This is a genomic window from Buttiauxella sp. 3AFRM03 (genome assembly GCF_003675305.1).
In the GTDB taxonomy this organism is placed as follows: domain Bacteria; phylum Pseudomonadota; class Gammaproteobacteria; order Enterobacterales; family Enterobacteriaceae; genus Buttiauxella; species Buttiauxella ferragutiae.
The window spans coordinates 3083754-3103582 of the sequence record NZ_CP033076.1 but is presented as its reverse complement, the minus strand read 5'-3'; the positions used below and the strand labels follow the sequence as shown (position 1 = coordinate 3103582).

Here is a 19829-nt window from a genome sequence, read left to right as displayed (position 1 = left end):
GCTCAGAAGTGACACAGCGCTTATTTGTAAATAAAATTGTTAAATAATTGAGCTGGCTCGCGCCAGCCCAATAACATTTGCAACAACTAATTTACTGATTAGCGCTGGATAAATACCTGGCATCAAACTCTTTAAGAGTCAGTGCCCTGGAGAAAAGATAACCCTGAGCAATGCTCACACCGGCGTTCAACAACCAGTCGCACTGCGCCTGGTTTTCAATTCCTTCCGCCACCAGTTTCAGACCCAGCGTGTTCGCCATACCGATAATCACCCCCGCCATGGTGTTATCTTCCGGCAAGCCATCCACAAAACTCTTGTCGAGCTTCAGCACATCCACTGGCAACGATTTCAGGTGATGTAAATGACGCAGGCTGGCATAACCCATGCCAAAATCATCCAGTGCGATGCGCACCCCTGCTTTGCGCAACGGACGCAAAATACTGACCGCTTTTTTCGGATCATCAATATTATGACTTTCCGTGACTTCCAGAATTAACATCCCTGGCTGGATACGATAGCGCGCCATTAATTCCAGCAGTGACGAACCCATTTCCTCGTGCAGTAACTGATGCGCAGAGATATTCACACACAGCGGCATGGTGACACCCTGGCTTTGCCAGCCCGCCAGCACACGGCAAGACTCTTCAAGGATCCAGTTACCAATTGTGAACATCAAACCGCTATCTTCGATACGCTCAATCAAGCCTTCCGGCAAACCCCAGCTACCATCAGGCTGCTGCATGCGCAGTAAAACTTCCGCGCTGACGACTTCACGGGTGCGCAAATTGACCTGCGGTTGTAGCCAAATAGCAAACTGCTGGTTTTCTAATGCCGTCAGTAAATCCTGCTCTTGCGTCAAATAGCGTTGCGCAATGGCCATCTGTTCAGGGTCAAAGAATTGAATCTGATTTTTGCCATGGCGACGGGCAGAAAACGCGGCGGAAACGGCGCGGCGATACAGCTGTTCTGCGGTCAAACCACCGTGATACATCGCAATGCCGATGCTGGCCGTCGGTTTGAGGGAAATCGAGTGAATCGGTAACTTTTCGTTCAGCACCGCGAGAATTTGCTTCGCCAGTGCCATTGCCTGCCAGGCATCCTGAACGCCATGGGCAATAATGCCAAAATCGTTGCCGCTGAGCTGCGCCAGCACCATATTCGGTGGCAGAACACCTTTAATTTTCTCGACCAGCGTCAGCAGCAGCATTTCACGCTGCTCCTCGTTCAGCACCCCGGCAGTATCCTGCAAAGTTTCGCTGGCAATCACGATCAACGCATTCTTGTTATCGCTTGCCGTTAGTTGTTCAAGCAACGCCAGTAACAACGCCTTATTTGGCAACTCGGTAACTGTGTTTCGGGTGCTCATCGCGCTCATTTCTTCATGTAAGCGCTGCGACATTTGTTGATTACGGTTATAGCTGCGCACCAGCATGCCTATCTCATCATCGTGGTGAAGAGGAGGTAGATTGAGTTGATGGTTCGCCGCATCGTGCGGGGTTAAACTATCGAGCTCACGGGCAATTTTACGCAGTGGATGAACAATCAAACGGTTTATCGACCAACTGATCGCAACCGACAAAATGAGCGCCAGCAGCAGATATGTCGTCAGCAACGTCGAAATCGTACTAATGATGAATTTGTACATCCGCCAGGAGTCAGCTTGCAGCACAAGATAAGCCAGCGGCTGCGGATTTGCCGGGCGTTCCAGTGAATAAAGCGGTAGAGATATTTGAACCGGGAGTTCGAACAGGCGCGCAATCCAGACGGGAATCGGGCGTTCCGGAGTAAATCTTTGGCGCAACGCCTGGAATTGATTCGGCAGTACTACATCCGCCCGGCTGATAATGCCAGAAGGTTGAATTTGACTCAGGATGTACTCAGCCTGGGGAATATCCGCTTTCAGGATAGCTTCAGACAGCGGAATACGCACCGAATGGGCGATTTTCTCCATCTGGCTTGCTGTGTCGTAGCGGCTTTGCTGCACAAAGTGAAAAAGCTGCACCACGATAAAAATAAAAATAAACAGTAAAGCAACGGCTGACACCATTGCCATCTGTTTAATCGTTAATGAACGACTGACTCGCAAACTGACACTCCGCAAAAACTAAGCCCTAAATAGACATGGCTGAGTATACTGCATTGTGGTGGGTTTTAGGCTTGAGAAACCGAATCTGCATGCAGCGTGGTATGGATGCTGGCGGTTTTTTTCGGTGCTGCCAGATTGCGGGGGGAATTTTGGAAAGCGCCTCGAGAAAACAACCCTCGTCCAGGTCTTCTCCCTGAGGACTATCTCTTAGTCACATCTTTGAAAGGTGTTTCCTGCCGGTTCGAAGAAGGTTCCGTTCACCAGGCGAAAGTGTATTTATGTCACCACGGAACCGGTGAACGTCTTAGGGTGGCCACCGTCGCCACCCTAAGAACCCGGACTCCCGGCAAATAAATCGCCGCAAGCGGTAAACCTCCATTTTGCCTCCGTGTCAGGGTCGGTTGCGATTCGTTCCAGACGATCGCGCCCTCCAGCCGTTCCCGACGGCTGGACCCTGCCACCTGGAGTCAAAATGGAGGCGATTTAAGCCGGACCCGAAATTCAAAGTCAAAGGCCAGAACGGTTTTGACCTTGTCCCCGGCTTCAATCGCGCCGTTTTTTACCCTTCAGTCGGGGTCACGTGGTCGGGAACCACGTGAGAGAGCGATCGTCGGGAACGGGTCGCGAACGACCCCGAATGTTGGGTGAAAAACGGTGTTTACCGCTTTAGCGGCGATTGATTTGCCGGGCGCCTGGATTATTAAGGAGTTGGCGTTAACTCCTTAATACGTTCACCGTTTTCTGTAATTAAAGAGATAACTGAACGCACAGGTGAACGGAGAATCAGAGAGGCTTACAGATCTCACCCTGACAAAATTGCCAGGGTGATGGCAAAAAAATCACCGTACCGACAACGCCACCAGCATCTTCAAACTCGCAGAATAATAATCCTCCTGCGCCGTAATTTGCGGCTGTGCAACGCTCCCCGGCTGGAACACTAAATCACGCACCGCCAGTAACCCGCCATCCATCATATACGGCGCGGTATCGCCAGTAGTGACGTTCACCCAGGCTGGTGTTTTCTCACGTGGATAACGCCCCCACCAGGTTTTATAAGCCTGTAACTCTGGGCTGCTGTGGTTAAACCAATACACATACAGCGGAACGCGAATCGCATCGTAGCTAAAGCGCGCTGGCCATTGTTTTGCCGGAACAGTACGCCCATCGGAATAGAGCGAAACCCAGTCAGACGGGAGCTGAGGCTCGCCAAAGTGCATTTTCCCCAACAGTTTCTGCCCATCGTTAATCAAATCCGTCCACACCGTTAAATGGCTGCGGTTAGCGAAATCCTGCCACGCCGGGAAGATAAAGTAAGAGGGGTTGAGATTCACATAACTGTTGAGGTTAAAACCGTTAGCGCCAGGTAACATCACCTGGTAACCGGCAAAACGGATAACGTTGTGGGCAACCAACGCCTTAGTGATGGCATCTGATTCTTTCAGATAATCGGGGTTCTGCCACTTGTTGCCCGCTTTTAACAGCGCCCACGCGATAAAAGTATCGCCATCGACGGCGTTGTTTTTATCGGTGATCGGTTGTGCTTCAACGGGGTTATATCGCCAGTAGAACAGACCATTATCGGGGTTTTTCAGGGTTTTTCGCGTCCAGTTCCACATTTTATCGAAACTGGCACGGTCGTCGTTAGCCACGGCCATCATCATGGCAAAACCCTGGCCTTCGGTGTGGCTGACGTTTTTATTCCCGGTGTCGACAATGCGGCCATCGGGCATTAGAAAGCGGGATTTATAGCTATCCCAGGCAGTGTCAGCCAGCGCTTGCTGGCAGAAGAACAAGGCAACAACTGCCACTATCAGCGTTTTGCATCGCTGCAACATCAAAGCACCTCATCGACTATTTTGATATCGAAAGTGTACCACTGTTGCTGACGGTGAAGACTCGCGCCACAGCGACACATGCGGTTTACCGCCCTGATCGCGTAACCAACGAGCGTAGACACCTTCCAGAACAGCGCTAAATGCGTGACTCCAGGAAACTTGCTGCGCTTCGTCTGCGGGAACAGGTAAAGCCATGTGGCGAATGAGCATCGCCGTTTCGCTGGCTTCGATATCAATATAGCCCCAGTTGAAACGGGCGAGCTGAACATTTATCTGTGATTCGAGTTCGCCCACAGTTCGCGCTAATGCTAATGGGTGGCGTGCCGCCAGCGTGTCACCCATTTGCATCAGAAACGGGCGGCTTTCTTCTTCACCCGCATTCGCCACCATGCTATCAATCATGATGTGGAGCAAAGAGAACCAGCCCGGTTGGGTCTGCTGATTCTGAAAGTACTGCAACAACTGCGCGTCATTCATGATTAATTATTCCCCAGCAGGTAACGGAAGTAGAGCTGTGCGGTACTTTCGTTGTAATCACCAAAGGTGTCATAACCCACCTGACCACCAATCGTCATGTCTTTGTTAACTTTGTAATCGGCTGCGGCACGCAGGTTATAGCCAATGCCGCTTTCGCTACTGCCGCTGTACCACGCTTCTTTCGCGAAGCCGTTGGCGACGTAATTTTCCAGTTGCGCCTGCATCGCCGAATCGGTCGGGAAGTACGGGCTTTGATTCTGGCTATAGGACTGATAACCCAACGATGCGCCCACCGACATATCCCAGTTATTAAACTTCTGGGTGTAATCCACCGGGAAGGAGACGCTGATATAGTCTTGCGGGCTAAAGTAACCACCTTGCCCGTAGCTGAAATAGCTGAGGTTTTTCGAGAAATCCATATACGTCATGCTGATACCGGTTTTCAGTTCGCGGTCATCAGCATGGAACGGGCGAATATAAACGCCAGCATTCCCGGTAACATTGCCGTTGCTCGGCACGTTTTCGCCAATGTAGTTATACAAACCCACACCCGCGTAGAAACCCGCATCGCCATCGTCGTAGCTTAGTTGCGCGCTACCGCCGTTCTTGGTGACCTGGCCCCATTTCTTGCCGCTGTATTTGTCTTCCACACCGACATAAGAAAGCAGGCTGTCGACCACGGCACGTCGTTCGCCGGTCAGAATCAATTTCAGGTAATCGGTTAATTGTGGCGACCACTGCACACCACCGACCACGGTATTTAAATCCTGGCCTAATGGCGTGGAGCCCACGTCGAGTTTGTACTGTTCGCCGGTTAACGCCATCCCAACTTCCACACCCGCAGCACTTTGCGAGCCTTGTGAAGGCACTTTTATCTTGTCGATATTTGGCAGTTCTGGCGGCGTGGTGGTTGAGGCGTTATACAGCTCCTCGCCCACCTGCCCCTGAATCAACGCGCCGGTACCAAAGCGGCGGCTGGATTCGTCAGACGAGCTGCCCGCATTCAGGCTGATTGGCGTGACGTTAAGATCTAAACGTGAATCGCCAAACGGCACCGTCGACCACTGCAATGGCGCTTTGATTTCGGTGAGTTTACTCAGGCCGCTTTCGCCATCACGCCCACGCACAGCCACCGCACCACGCGCCCAGGTGGCGGTTTTGTCGGTCAGCTGTTCCATCATGTTATCCACCTGGCGCAAGGTGCCTGCCTGTGCCGTCTCGACCGGCAGATCGGTACGCGTGGTACCCGGCGGTGCGGTTTGTGGATTACGCGCCAGCTGTGCGACTTGCCACGGCATCGCTTCGCCATACAGCGAGTTAGCGGCGGTGGCTTGTGGGGCGACGGAGGTTTTCGGGGTGAACGGGTTATCGGCTAATGCCAGGCCTCCGAGCGTTGGCGCGGTTCCGCTTTCGGCTCCTTGCAGGCCAAGCAGTTTGCCACGCGCGGTGCGCAGGTAGCCCATCGCCTGCTGGTGGTTGCCATCGGCTTCGGCCACGCGCGCCAGTAACAGCAGGCGATCCGGCGTTTCATCGTTGCGCAACCCAGTGGCCAGCTGTTTCGCTTTATCGACGTCTTTACTGGCGAGCGCCACGTCGATGGCACCCGCGCGCGCATCTTGTTGCGGCGTGTCACGCGTCATCAGGTAGTCGTAAACCACGCCCGCTTCTTTGTTCATTTTGCCGGACTGATACAGACGCGCCATCGCAAACATCAGGTCGGTATTTTGCGGGTCGTTCTGCATCGCACGGATCAGTTTATCGTACGCCGCCGCATAATTGCCCTGGGTACGTAGTTGGTCAGCTTCGTTGATCACGTAGCCATTGCGAACGCTGGCAAGCTGCGTTGGTGTGCTGCGCGACTGCAATTCTGGATTCGCCAGAAACGCCTGCGCTTCACGCCCCAGCCCGGCCTGGTTTAGCACTGCAATCTGGTCGCCATAATCACCGGCGTTACCCTGCACGCCACGGCGCATGTTGTCGCGCACAATCGTTACCGCCGTGCTGACATCGCCGGTTTGCGCCAGCATTTTTGCCAGTTTTCCCGCATCTGCCGGGCTTTGTGGCGGGCGCATCGCCAGCGCTTTTAAGGTATTCGCCGCCGCCACCGTATCGCCCTGCGCGAGGTAGCGTTCCGCTACCGACATTTGCAGATTGTAGTTCACACGTGCCGCAAGGCTGCGCATGTCGTTGGTCTGGCTGGACGCGGGAATACGCGACAATAAAGTTTGTGACTGCTGCCAGGCATTGTTTTCGCTGGCAAACAATGCCCCCGCGTACAGTTCTGTATTGGAGGCGTTTGGCCGGAAAGAAGCCGCCATCACATTGCTGGCTTCGTCACGACGCCCCTGTTTCTGGAGCTGGCGCGCTAAATCAAGACGCAGCCACGGGTCGGACGGATAACGCGCCACGCCCTGCTGCAAAATAGCGATGGCTTGTTGCGGGTTGCCATTTGCCGCGGCCTGCTGTGCCTGGCGGCGCAGCGGATCGGCCGGATTACCGCCAGAAACGCGCGGCTGCAATTTGGCCTGCAAACTGGCAGGCAGGGTTTGCAGCATCGCTTGCGCTTCGGCGGTTTTATTCTGCTCACGCAACACGTAATAGAGGTTTTCGCGCGCGGCACCATTATTCGGTTGTTCGCTCAAAATACTGCGTAAAGTCTGCTCTGCCTCGGCGTAATCTTTGTTATGGCGCTGGACATCCGCACGGAATAACTTCGCAGCATTTCCACGTTCACCGCTTTGCTGTGCCAGAGGCGCGCTGAGCGCCAGGGCCTGGCTAATATTGCCCTGTTTGAATGCAGCCTGAGCGCTCGCCAGTTGCCCGTAAAACTCGGCGTCATCGGCTTGTTGTTTGCGCTCGCCAGATTGATCGCCACCCTGGTTGGCGGCGCGATTCAGGTATTCTGCGGCGGCGGTGTAATCGCCTTTACGCTGCGCGATGTAGCCCATCCCGGCCAGTGCATCGGCGTCTTGCGGGTTGTTTTGCAGCACTTGTTCAAACTGGTTTTTTGCCACTTCGGTGTTGCCGCTATTGAGCGCGTTAAACCCTTCGCCTTTTGCGGCACCGCTAACACTTTTACGGTAGTGCTCTTGCACCACCGTATCTTTCGGATGGCGTTGCAGGAAGGTTTGATAATACTGCTCGTCGCTGGCAGTTGGGCCAAGCCACAACAGCGCCTGGCGCAAAGCTTTATCGGCATCCTGGCTACCGCTCGCCATATTTTGCAGGATGTCCATGCCTTCACGACGCGTGGCATCCTGGTAGGTCAGCACTTTACCAAGCGCAATACGCCCGCCGTTGTCCTGCGGATTTTGCGCGGCAAACTGGCGTAAACCAGCCACCGCTTGCGGATACAGCGATTTGTCGCCCGCCATCGTCAGGTAATATTCTGGCGCGAGGCTCGGCGGCGGCTGGTCGCCATTAAACAAACTGCGCCAGGTGGCGAGGGCGGCGGGAATATTGCCGCTGCGCGCCTGCTGACGCGCTAAATCCAGCTGCCCACGCGGGATTTGCTGAATCTGTTTAGCGTTATCCAGCGCCTGCAAATTACCGTCTTGTGGCGAAACAGAAGCCAGGCGTTCGCGCCATTGGGCGGCACCTTTAATATCCCCGGCTTGCTGTGCCCACAGCGCCATCAGGTACATCGCCTGGGTGTTATTGGCATCAACCATCAACACTTTCTGCAACGCGTCTTTTGCCAGCTCGTCATGTGACTTTTCATGCCAGTAATTGGCCTGGTCAAACAACGCTTTTAACGCCGGGTTGTTTTCCGCAGCGGTCGCGCTAAACGCCAGGCCGCCAAAGAAGCACAGAGTTAACAAGCGGCGGGCGTTTTTGTTTTTATGATTCATTGAGCACCACCTTTACTTACCATCATCCTGAGGATTAAGACGTTTATGCGCGCGTTTTTTCAACAGGGCGTACAAGCTCAAACCGATAACCGAGGCGAACAACAAACCTAAAATGGCCAGCAGGGCTGAATGCTGGTTGGCATACCAGACCACCATCATGTACCACGGCATTTGGCCGCTCGGGAACTGTTGTCCAACACGGAAGCTACGCACCCCGTTTTCATCGGTGATGATGGAGGCGTCGCCACGAATACCGGCGTTGATGCGCGAAGAACTTAAGTCGGTTTGCAGCCGCGAAAGCTGTTCGTCGGTACTGCCAATCGCCATCACTACCACACGGTCAGGGTTCCACTGCGAGCGGAAGCTGACAAACCCACGCCACGCTTCGTTAGATGAGAAATAGCGGTCAGCCGCAATGCCTTTCGAACCCCAGTCACCTTCAATCCAGTGCTGTATTTTTTGCCAGATTGAGCGTTCACGGACGCCGAACGAATGCTCGTTGCTGTTAAACGGCGACTGTGCCAGCAGCGTTTTGTTAAACGCGCTTTGATTGATGGTCGAAACGGAAAGCACGTGGCTCTGTTCAAGGCGTTGCAAGTTTGCGCCCGCCGTTGGCACGCCAAACATCACCGTGTTGTTGTTTAACGAGGTGCCGGTTGCATTACCCGAACGGGCAGCCATATTCAGTAGCGTGCTGATTTCAGCCTCGCCTGGGTTTTCTGGCAGCATCAACACGGTATGGGCAAAGTCAGCAAAGCGGGAGAACGGGAACGACGCGCCGACAAAGTAAGAAAGGTTTGGCAGCAACGAGAAGTGACGCGTTTTGCTCAAATCAATCCATGAATCGTCAGAAATACGGCTCTTAATGTTGTTATTGAGCAGCACGCTACACGGTGCCGATTCTTTGGTCTGGATGTTGAAGTACAGCGACAACTGGTTGTCGCCGTAAATCAGGTACGGCTCCAGCGCCAGGTTGTACTCTTCCTGGCGCGCATCGCCGCCCACTTTGCGCCACAGCGTTTCCAGCGCGCCTTGCTTATTCACCGGCAAGTTATGCAGGAAAGTGCCGTTGAGCGTCAGGGAAAGGTAAGAACGTTCTTCATCAATCCAGTTTTCCGTCGGGAAGCGATAGCCGATTTTCACCGGGATGGTGTCGCCATCCCACAAGAACAGATCCGGAGCCGCGCGGAATGCCACGCTTAATGGCTCGTGCCAGATGCCGGTCGCCGTCAGGCTTTGGTCTTTACGCATCAACTCGGACAGACGCACCGGGTGTTCAGTGGAGATCCAGCGCGGAGCGTCATAGGCTTTGCTCACTGGGATTGTCTGGTTTTCTACCGCAGTGCTTGCGGTTTGCCCAGGGAATTTCCCCTGAGTTAAACGCCACGCCGCAGCGCGCAATTGCTGGTCGGAATTGCCCACCACCAACAGCAGTTTATAGACCGGGTTGCCTGGGTTATCGATGATTTGCAGCATCGGTTTTTGGGTTTCAGGCAAGGTCAGGCCGCCAATCTGCTCGCCGGGCTTGCCAAACAGAATGCCGTTTTTCTCAGGCAGTTTGTCGGATAACGCGTTAAAGGAAATACCGCGATAATCCGCCTCAATGCCCAACCAGGAGGCGACCAACGCCGCAGCGCTCACTTGTTCAGGCAGCGTTTTTGCCGGGAAAGCAAACTCCACCGAAGCGGGAGTCATCTGCATTGAGTCAAAGAACGGGCGCGGGAAATGGCTGAGATCGGCACCGATATTGAGCTGCTGACCTTCCAGATCCAACCGCGTGTTCGGCATGATGGTGACCTGGTATTTATCAGACAGGTCGCGCAGGCACAGCAGGGCATCGCCATCGTTGATTTTAAAGCTGATGTTATTGCTCGACACCACCATCGCCGCCGGGATTTCCAGCTGATAGTTGGACACATCGCTATCGGCAGAACCCAACGGCACCGTTCCCAGAGGCTGACCGTTCATCATCAGTTGCAGCGTAGTATTGCGCGCCGCCATCGCCGGAGAGACTTTCAGGTTCAGGTAAAGTTGTGCGTTGGTGATGACCTGATCGGTCGGCAGCGTGAAATCGATACCCGCCTGCAACTGCCCGCCGCTGAGCATAACGCCACGTGGTTGGCCCATTTGCGCCACGGTAATACTGCTCACGTTGCCAGGCGTAAACACCGATGGCGTGGGTGCATCCACTGCCGGAGCTGGTGCAGTTTCCGATACCGGTGCAGCATCTGGCGCAAAGGCCGCGTCGGGTGCAGGTAAATCCAGGGGAATTTGTGACTCCACCGTCGTGGCGTCTTCCGCCATAACCGGTGAGGCCAAAACCGTCAACGCGAGCAACAACTGGCAAAGCTTTATACTCATCCCTTTCATGCAACGTTGTCCTCGCGGGCTTCTTCCATACGTTTGGCTTCTTCCTGGCGCAGGCGACGGTTTTCGCGGCGCGATTTGAACGTCAGCCAGAACAGGTCAAACACACAACGAATAATGATCAGCAGGGAACGGAACGGGTTGTCCTGCGGTTTTGGCGGACGAATCCACGCATCGGCACGCGCCAGAACCACGCGCACCAGTTCACGACGCCTGTCCAGTGGAATCTCTTCAAACATCAGGCGAATGGCCTGCTCGTCGCAAGCGATCACTTTCACCGGAATGCTGATAGAGCCGGACTTCAGTTGCAGCTCGATTTCTTCGATTTCATCATTGAGATGGCGGTCATCCGGCACTGCGATTTGGCAGCCGCCCATCGACAAATCGATAGTGTTGCTACGGGAAGATATTCCACTGGCGTAGTGAATAACCACCGGGACTTCAACATCAATACGGATGGTTTTTCGCGTCTGGCGCGTTTCGCGGGCGACGGCAATCGCCGCCAGCAGGAACACCAGGCTGTACAACCCCCAGCCGACGTTCAGCGCGATAACATTCGGGTCAACACCAAAGTAGTCATGCGCACAAGCACGCACAATCCCGGCGACAACCGCCACCGCCAGCAACACCGCGATAATCACATGAGGCCGCACCACGCTGAAATCGAAGTAGCCCACGTTCAGCAGCGCACCTTTATCCGTGACGTTAAACTTGCCGCGTTTTGGGAACAGCATGGTGATAACCGTGGGCAGAACCAGGTGGAACGCCAGCACCATGTCATAAATCTCGCCCCAGAAACTGTAGCGGTAGCGCCCGTTCATGCGCGAGTTGAGATAAATGCTCAAGATCAGGTGCGGCAACGCGTAAGCAAAGATCAGGCTTGCCGAGGAATGAATGATGTTCAGGTTAAACAGTAAGTACGCCAGCGGTGCGGTGACGAACGCCACACGCGGCAAAGCGAACTGGAAATAGAGCATCGCACTGAGGTAACAACAACGCTGTTGCCACGTCAGGCCACGGCCAAATAACGGGTTATCCATACGGAAGATTTGCGTCATGCCGCGCGCCCAGCGGGTACGCTGAATCACGTGCAGCACCAGGCGTTCAGTCGCCAGTCCCGCCGCTAGAGGAATATCCAGGAAGGCAGATTTCCAGCCCAGGCGCTGCATTTTCAGCGCGGTATGCGCATCTTCGGTCACGGTTTCCACGGCAAATCCGCCGATTTCTTCCAGCGCACTACGGCGAATTACGGCACATGAACCGCAGAAGAAAGTGGCGTTCCAGTTATCGTTCCCCTGCTGGATGGGGCCGTAGAACAGTGAACCTTCGTTGGGGATGTTTTGCCCGCCCGATAAGTTACGTTCAAACGGATCGGGTGAATAGAAATAGTGTGGTGTCTGCAACAGCGCCAGTTTCGGGTCTTTCAGGAATGCACCGACGGTGGCTTGCAGGAAGATACGCGTCGCAACGTGGTCACAGTCAAAGACCGTGATCAACTCGCCGTGAGTGAGTTTCATGGCGTGGTTGAGGTTACCGGCTTTGGCGTGTGAGTTATCGTTACGCGTGATATAGCCCACGCCCACATCGGCGGCAAACACCGCAAACTCGCGCCGCTTACCGTCATCAAGCAGGTAGATTTTGATTTTATCGCGCGGGTAGTCGATACATTGCGCGGCCAGAACCGTATCGCGAACCACATCGAGGCTTTCGTTATAGCTGGGAATATAAATATCGACCGTCGGCCATTTAGAGGTGTCGTCCGGTAGCGGCACAATCCCCCGTTTTAATGGGAACGAGGTTTGCAAATAGCTCAGCAATAAGATGACCCAGATATACAGCTCGGCTAAAAATAACCCTATACCGAGGATGGCCTCTATTTCGGAATTAAAGTGCAGCGTTTGGGTAGCACGAAAATAAATATAACGCGTCGACATCAAGACTGAAACCAGCATCATGATTATCGACACGCTGTGCTTTTTGCTGAAGCCTAATAAAAACAGAATCGCCAGGCTGATAAAGCCAAAGATATACTGCTTCTGGCTGTCCATAGGCGTAATGATGATCAGGACTGCTATTGGCGCTAACACCAATAGCAGTAAATAAAACAGGACCTTTTTCATAGGACATCCTGGATGATTGTCAGAAATTTGACGTTCTCAGGCCGGTATGTACCGCGCCATCACCAATTTTTATGTCGAGAATACCTGCGACTCGCTTACTGATAAGTTCAATATCAAAAGCCGCAGCGGAAGCCGGACTAAAATCGAATATTGATTGCTGAGAAGCATTGGCTTCCGCCACACTTTCATCGCGGTTAATAACGCCAAGTAGACGATCACCCAGACGCTGCTGCATAAATGCCGTGACATCGCGGCTTATATGGCGGCGGTTGTCACTCTGGTTGAGGATAAAATAGTATCCGGCTTTATTGTTTAGCGGTTCGCCAATCAGACGATGATTTTCAATATGCGGCAACAATGATAGCGAAGCGGTATCTGCCAGCATGGTCACCAGATGCAGGTCAGCCAGTCGCGAAACCGCTTTTAACGCCGGATTTGGGCCTGGTGGGAAATCGGCAATAATGACCAGGCCCGGGTAGTTAAGCAAAGTGCTTAATCCACGCATCAGGAAATGGCTGTCGGTGCTCAGGCGCTGCTCAAATTCAAGGCGCTGTTCTTCGCTGACATCACCATACGGCAGCACGAACATATTGCTGCCGGCAGTCAAAACCGACTGGCTCCAGTCTGCCGATTCGATAGCTTTAGCCACATAGCCACGGCCATCAGATAAAGGCACGCCAAAATGCAAACGCAGCGCGTTTTGCACATCAAAATCAATGGCTAACACCTTGCTACCTGCGCGAGCCAACGCATACGCCAGATTGGCGGTAACTGTGGTTTTTCCTACCCCGCCTTTTGGCGAGCACACACACACTAGCGGCATGAAGCGATCATCTCCAGCAACGGTTGCAGCGGTAAGTCTTTAGCGGGATGGTTCCGCGCCGTACTCCCTTTTGCTGCGAACAATTTGTCAAAACGCACGGGTTCTGTTTTTACCGGTGCGTAGCCCTGCGGCGCAGCGACAGCGGCAGGTTTTACGGTTTCTTTTATTGGTTCTTTTAACGGTTCAATGACCGGTTCTGGCTGCGCGGTGACGGGTGCCAGTTGTTCAAACAGCGTCGCGGTAGTGTGTTTGCTTTGCTCAGGTTGAAATAACTCGGTTTTGTTTTCTGGCAGCGCGCTGTTCAGGCTGTCGAGAATTGAGCCCTGAGAAGCTGACTGGCTGATGGGTTGCGCCACCAGCGGCTTGAAATGGCTGGCATCGAACTCATCAGCCTTTACCGCTTGCGGTGCTGGCACGGAAATACTTTCGGCATGGGAAAGCACGGAGTCATCGCCTTCGGTCTGCATTAACTGTTTGATTATCGTCCAGTTACTGTCCGATAACTGCTGATTTTGCGCCGACATATCTTTGAAGTCGATAGAGCCTGTACGCGTCTTATCTTTGAAACGCTGCAAATCATCATAATTTTTCATTACGATACTCATGATTTATAAGACATTTGTATTTGATGTGTGAATAACTCAATGAATAAGGTTTATTGACTTCATAAACCATGAATAATTACATAACGTTATAATCCCATTTTTTATTATTCAATTTTGGAAAAACAACGATATTTCGAGCCAATATATAGGCACCTGCGGTCTTAGCTCCATCTTTTTTTCTTATTAATACCCGGCTAAGCATGAAACAGTCTTGATTTGTGATTGCGTAATATTTAATGCTACCCCTTAAAAGGTAGCAGCTTTCTTCTGTGATTTCACATAGATGAAGAGTATTTAATGATTGGGATGTTTTTTCCAAAACATATAACCATCTTCAGGGGAAAATGCCGCACGACTACACCTATTTTTGAGGGTGAAGCATTTAAATAATAGCCTGTATACTCTGTATGGTTTTTCAGAATGCTGTTGTCAGCACCTTCATCATGTAAAAGGATGTTCAGAGGCAATGAAAATTAATCATAAGATGGCGATGGCCCTGGTCGGGTTAACGGCGGCTACAACGTTTAACGCGCAGGCTTCCTATGATGATTTTGGCTGTGGATGGCAAGATGATTGCCCGCTTAACGGTGTACCCTGGCTGAATATTGATAACGATACGCGTGTGAATTTGATCCAACTTGAAGGGGCACGCAAAAATCTGGCGTTACCTCGCCTGCCCGTGCCTCCTGATTTTACCCGCAGCAGAAGCTATCACTTTGGATTTATCGGCTACAACGATCTACCTCATCCAACAGCAACCCCTTCTACTGAGAACACCACACCCGCCCCTGTCGCTGAAACCTCATTCAGCAAAATGTCGCAAACATTAGGCGTCGATACCTCCTCCTGGGAACACGATCAAGACGCAGAAAACCGCCATATTTCCAATAACCTGCAATCTGTAGAGCAATTCTACGCGGCACTGCTTGATGACCCAACGATAAAACCAGAAGACCGTCATCATCTGGCTGTATGGCGAGGTAATATTTTTCTGAACTCTTATGACAAAGCGGATAGCCGCCTCCCGGTTGAAGCTTTCGATATCGAACCTGGCTCCCATACGGCAGCTTTCTCTGATTATCTCCGTGGGGCGAATGTCTTTTACCTTGGCGATTTTGTGGAAGCAAATAGCCTGTTCACCGCTTTGCAGAAAAGCAGCCAGCCGTGGGTCGCTGAAACATCAAGCTATATGCTGATGCGCGTTGCACTCAACAAAAGCACCGTCAAGGCGACTGATGAATACGGCATGTTTGATGCCACTAAAATCGATACTGGCGCAGCAAGCGAAGCTCGTGATTATGCCAATGCCTATTTAGCGACCTGGCCTGAAGGGCGTTATGCAGATTCCGCTCGCGGGCTTTTGCGCAGAATTAACTGGTACTTACAAGACTGGCAACAGCTGGCCCCGCTGTATGAAAAAGCCCTGGCCCAGGCACCAGACGTAGACTCATTGCATAAAGTCATTTCTGAGCTGGATGACAAATTCCAAAGCAGGGATAGTTTCGGTAACTATGAGCCGTTTATCAGTGACGCCCAGGCACCGATGCTGACTTTCACCCAAACGTTACGCTGGCTCCGGAATAACCAAGGCCAGAACAAGTCGTATGAGGTGACACGCGAAAATCTTGATAGCCTGAAACCGATATTTGCCAGCGCAGAGTTGCAACCGTACTGGAGCTTTTTGGAAAACGCCTGGCTTTACTATCATGAAGGTAATTATGCCGCCGTGATTGAAGCCACCCCCTCTATCAACTTGTTAGCCTCCAGCGATCTACTCGCCTTTAGTCAGCAAGTTCTGCACGGTGACGCGTTAGCTGCACAGAAACAGTGGCCTGAGGCACTGGCGCACTGGAAACATCTGCTTGGTCTGACTCAATCAGTAGAACAACAGCAATATATACAACTGAATCTGGCGGCGGTGATGGTGAACAACCAGCAGCCAGAAGCTATTTTTGCCGCTGACAGTCCAGTGACAAACCTGCGTTATCGCTCGCTGGTGCTGAAAACTGCCGCGCCAAAAGCGCTGCTGCAACAACAGGCGACCCACGGGGTAAATGATGAAGAGAAAACCATCGCGCTGCATACGCTGCTGATGCGCGACCTGATGGTGGGTGACTATGAAGGCTACGACACGGATAAGTCGCTACGTCGCCATATCACTAAGCCAGTCACCCTTGAAGCGTTCAATGATGTCAATCTCGATATCTTTAACTGGAATGGGGAACGGGCCGAGAAGGGTTATTTCTGTGCCTCGCTGGATGACACGGTGAAAACACTCATCGCAAGAAAAACCGACGCGCATGCACTTAATTGCCTGGGTGAGTTTTTCCGCAACACCGCGGCACACATTGATACGGAAGCTGAAGGCGGTGGCAATGACTTACTGGGCGATGCGATAGCAAAACCTGCGTTAAGCAACTCTCCGGATCGCCAGGCCTATTATCAGCAGATAATTAACGATCCGAAAGCGGAACCCGAAGATAAGACCTATGCGCTTTACCGGGCGGTGATGTGCTATTCCCCGTCTGGTTACAACGACTGTGGCGGTGAAGAGGTGAAACCAGAAACACGTAAACATTGGTTTACCGAATTGAAAACCAAATACAAAGGTAACCAGTGGGAAAAACTGCTCAGCTATTACTGGTAACGTTATTGTTATTGCTGGCGACTATTGTGCCGCCAGCAATGCCCAGCGAAGCGAAACATCAGGAATATACGGCGTACTGGCTGTGGTCGGGGGTCAGCTCACAGCCCGCGTTGCAGAATGCACAAGTGGTGTACCTGCATCAGGGTGAGATTGTCTCTCGTCAAAACCGCGCCAAATTTATCAAGCTTGGGGTACCTCGTTCTCCCCTCGCGTTTCCATCCGTGTGGGTAACCGTTCGCACCACCACCCTTGATGTACCTGATGATATTCTGAACAGTGTGCTGGATTTACCCGGTAAGTGGGCGGCAGCCGGGAACCATGTTGTGGGTTTGCAAATCGATTTTGATGCTGGAACCTACCGCTTGCAGGACTACCAAAAATTTCTGTTACGGGTTCGCCATAAACTGGATAAACGTTTTGCGCTGGGCGTCACCGGTTTACTGGATTGGGCAAAAACGGGCAGTATTCAACAGCTCAATGCTCTGCCTATTGATGAGTTGGTTATCCAGACTTATCAGGGTAAAACCACGGTGAAGGAGTATCAACGCTATTTGCCCGCACTGCTAAAGTTGCGCGTGCCATTTAAGATTGGCCTGGTGCAAAACGGTGAATGGGATAAAAACTGGCAGACCCGGCTGGCAACATCTTCTTTTTATCGGGGGGAAGTGGTGTTTTTGCTTAATTCAGGCGGATGACGCAAGCTTATCCGCCCTACGAAAACCCGTGTTTTCCCTAATCTTACAGCGACGCCCTTGTTCCCGGCTTAAATCGCACCGGTTTTTACCCTTCAGGCAGGGTTGCGCCGTCGGGAACGGCGCAAGAGAGCGATCGCCTGGAGCGAGTCGCGAACGACCCTGCATGTTGGGGAAATAATCGGGGTTTACCGCGCAGCGGCGATTTATTTGCCGGGCGCCGGGGTCGCCAGGGGAGTGGCGTAACTCCCCTGGCACGTTCACCGTTAACAACGGTTACAGAGATAACCAGATGTACAGGTGAACGGAAAAACAACGGAGTCTACAGACTCCCACTCGTCCTACCGAATTTCCCCGTTCTCATCCTGATCAACAGCAAAGCAAGCCACCAGCTGGCCACCGTACTCTTTGAGCTGCGGTTGCAACTGCGTGCACGGCCCGAAGCGACGGCGGCAGCGGGCATTGAACGCGCAGCCTGGCGGTGGGTTCAGTGGGCTTGGCAGCTCACCGGTGAGTTTGATGCGTTCGCGGCGGTCGTCCGGGTTCAGGCGCGGCGTGGCTGATAACAGCGCCTGGGTGTACGGGTGGCGCGGATTAGAGAAGATCTGGTCTTTGGTGCCCTTCTCCACACAGCGCCCTAAGTACATCACCATCACTTCGTCAGCGATGTGTTCCACCACCGACAAATCGTGGGAGATGAACACATACGACAGCCCCATTTCCTGCTGCAAATCCATCATCAGGTTCAGAACCTGCGCTCGCACGGAAACGTCGAGGGCCGAAACTGGTTCATCGGCAATCACCACGTCTGGATCGAGCATCAGGCCGCGGGCGATAGCAATACGCTGGCGCTGGCCGCCGGAAAACATATGCGGGTAGCGGTCGTAATGCTCGGTTTTCAGGCCGACTTTCGCCATCATCGCCAACGCTTTTTCACGGCGTTCGGCTTTGCTCAGGCTGGTGTTGATTTGCAACGGCTCTTCAAGAATTTGCCCCACTTTTTTACGCGGGTTCAGCGAGCCGTACGGGTTCTGGAAGACGATCTGGATTTTCTGGCGACGCAGCTTTTCGGCTGTTTCGTCAGGCTTGAGCAAATCTTGTCCCTGGTAGTAAAGCTCGCCACCGGTCGGGTTTTCAATCATCGTCAGCAGGCGGCCCAGCGTGGATTTACCACAGCCAGATTCACCCACCACCGCCAGCGTTTTGCCGCGTTCCAGCTCAAATGATACGCCGTCGAGCGCTTTCACCAGGCGTTCCTGGCCGAAAATGCCTTTCTTCACCGGGTAGTGTTTTTTCAGGTCGATGGCCTGCAACAGAGGTTGCGCAGTGGCCTTATCGGTACTCATAGCGTTGGCCTCCCGGCATCATCGAGTGGGAAGTGGCATTTGGACTGACGCCCGTTATCCACCATGTTCAGTTCTGGTTCTATGCTGCGACATTTGTCGGTCGCATACGGGCAGCGCGGGTTGAGCAGGCAGCCGTTCGGGCGGTCGTATTTGCCCGGAACCACACCCGGCAGCGAGGCCAGCCGTGCTTTGTCCTGCGCAAATTCAGGCAGTGCACGCAGCAGCGCCTGAGTGTACGGATGGCGCGGCGCACGGAAGATATCTTGCGATGCACCCGTTTCCACCACTTGCCCGGCGTACATCACGATGATTTTGTGTGCCGCTTCCGCTACCAGCGCGAGGTCATGGGTGATCAGAATCAGCGCCATGTTCTCTTTCTGCTGCAGTTCCAGTAACAGCTCGATAATTTGCGCCTGGATAGTTACGTCCAGCGCGGTGGTTGGTTCGTCGGCAATCAACAACTTAGGACGACAGGCAATCGCCATCGCGATCATCACGCGCTGGCTCATACCGCCGGAAAGCTGGTGCGGGTAAACGTCCAGACGCGAAGCCGCATCGGGAATGCCCACCAGGTTCAGCAGGTCGATAGCTCGCTGAACGCGGGTTTTCTTGTTGCCGCCCTGGTGCACCTTGATGGCTTCCATAATCTGGAAACCGACGGTGTAGCAAGGGTTGAGGCTGGTCATCGGGTCCTGGAAGATCATCGCCACTTCGGCACCGACCAGGTTACGACGCTCTTTCTCAGAAATCTTTTGCAGATCCTGGCCGTTAAATTCCAGTTTTTCCGCCATTACGCGGCCTGGGTAATCAATCAGCCCCATAATCGCCAGCGAGCTGACCGATTTACCGGAACCAGATTCCCCAACAATACCGACAACTTCGCCCTGATTTACACTGTAACTCACGCGGTCTACGGCACGGAACGGTGTCTTTTCGTCGCCGAAATGCACCGATAATTTATTTACATTCAATAACGCCAT

The 19829-nt window shown here is 53.0% G+C and carries 12 protein-coding genes; 2 read left to right on the top strand and 10 right to left on the bottom strand.

The features are described from left to right. Positions 1-91: 91 nt before the first annotated feature. The 8 genes from hmsP to bcsO all read right to left on the bottom strand — a co-directional run bounded on the left by hmsP (position 92) and on the right by bcsO (position 14152). Positions 92-2086 (bottom strand): biofilm formation regulator HmsP, encoded by a 1995-nt coding sequence (gene hmsP / locus D8682_RS15935; protein WP_064542208.1) that lies wholly within the window; start codon positions 2084-2086, stop codon positions 92-94. 839 nt (positions 2087-2925) lie between these two features. Then, complete coding sequence (locus D8682_RS15930) at positions 2926-3921, bottom strand: glycosyl hydrolase family 8 (RefSeq protein WP_064542192.1); 996 nt, start codon at positions 3919-3921, stop codon at positions 2926-2928. A 9-nt stretch (positions 3922-3930) separates the two neighbouring features. Continuing rightward, positions 3931-4398, bottom strand: coding sequence for a cellulose biosynthesis protein BcsD (gene bcsD, locus D8682_RS15925; protein WP_064542188.1), 468 nt, complete (start codon positions 4396-4398; stop codon positions 3931-3933). Positions 4399-4400: 2 nt separating this feature from the next. Beyond that, entirely contained in the window at positions 4401-8249 is a 3849-nt protein-coding gene (locus tag D8682_RS15920) for a cellulose biosynthesis protein BcsC (RefSeq protein ID WP_121814679.1), read from the bottom strand. 12 nt (positions 8250-8261) lie between these two features. Next, positions 8262-10619: a cellulose biosynthesis cyclic di-GMP-binding regulatory protein BcsB gene (gene bcsB / locus D8682_RS15915; RefSeq protein WP_121814678.1), complete on the bottom strand. Its 2358-nt coding sequence runs from the start codon at positions 10617-10619 to the stop codon at positions 8262-8264. Then, positions 10616-12736, bottom strand: coding sequence for a UDP-forming cellulose synthase catalytic subunit (gene bcsA, locus D8682_RS15910; RefSeq protein WP_064542179.1), 2121 nt, complete (start codon positions 12734-12736; stop codon positions 10616-10618). Before bcsA ends, bcsB begins: the two co-directional genes overlap by 4 nt. 19 nt (positions 12737-12755) lie before the next feature. Continuing rightward, complete coding sequence (gene bcsQ / locus D8682_RS15905; protein ID WP_064542176.1) at positions 12756-13559, bottom strand: cellulose biosynthesis protein BcsQ; 804 nt, start codon at positions 13557-13559, stop codon at positions 12756-12758. Next, positions 13550-14152, bottom strand: a complete 603-nt coding sequence (gene bcsO / locus D8682_RS15900) for a cellulose biosynthesis protein BcsO (RefSeq protein WP_162303021.1) — start codon at positions 14150-14152, stop codon at positions 13550-13552. The genes bcsQ and bcsO overlap by 10 nt, the downstream gene beginning before the upstream one ends. Positions 14153-14654: 502 nt before the next feature. Here bcsO and D8682_RS15895 point away from each other — a divergent pair. Together D8682_RS15895 and D8682_RS15890 are read left to right on the top strand one after the other, a co-directional pair. After that, complete coding sequence (locus D8682_RS15895; protein WP_121815717.1) at positions 14655-16811, top strand: hypothetical protein; 2157 nt, start codon at positions 14655-14657, stop codon at positions 16809-16811. Next, the gene (locus tag D8682_RS15890; RefSeq protein WP_121814676.1) at positions 16781-17506 is read left to right on the top strand and encodes a DUF3142 domain-containing protein; all 726 of its coding nucleotides are present in this window, start codon (positions 16781-16783) and stop codon (positions 17504-17506) included. Before D8682_RS15895 ends, D8682_RS15890 begins: the two co-directional genes overlap by 31 nt. Positions 17507-17844: 338 nt before the next feature. Here the strand turns inward: D8682_RS15890 and dppF are convergent, their stop codons facing one another. Together dppF and dppD are read right to left on the bottom strand one after the other, a co-directional pair. After that, positions 17845-18849 carry a dipeptide ABC transporter ATP-binding subunit DppF gene (dppF, locus tag D8682_RS15885; RefSeq protein ID WP_121814675.1) on the bottom strand — a complete coding sequence of 335 codons (1005 nt, stop codon included), beginning with the start codon at positions 18847-18849 and terminating at the stop codon, positions 17845-17847. Further along, positions 18846-19829 (bottom strand): dipeptide ABC transporter ATP-binding protein, encoded by a 984-nt coding sequence (gene dppD / locus D8682_RS15880; protein ID WP_064514762.1) that lies wholly within the window; start codon positions 19827-19829, stop codon positions 18846-18848. The genes dppF and dppD overlap by 4 nt, the downstream gene beginning before the upstream one ends.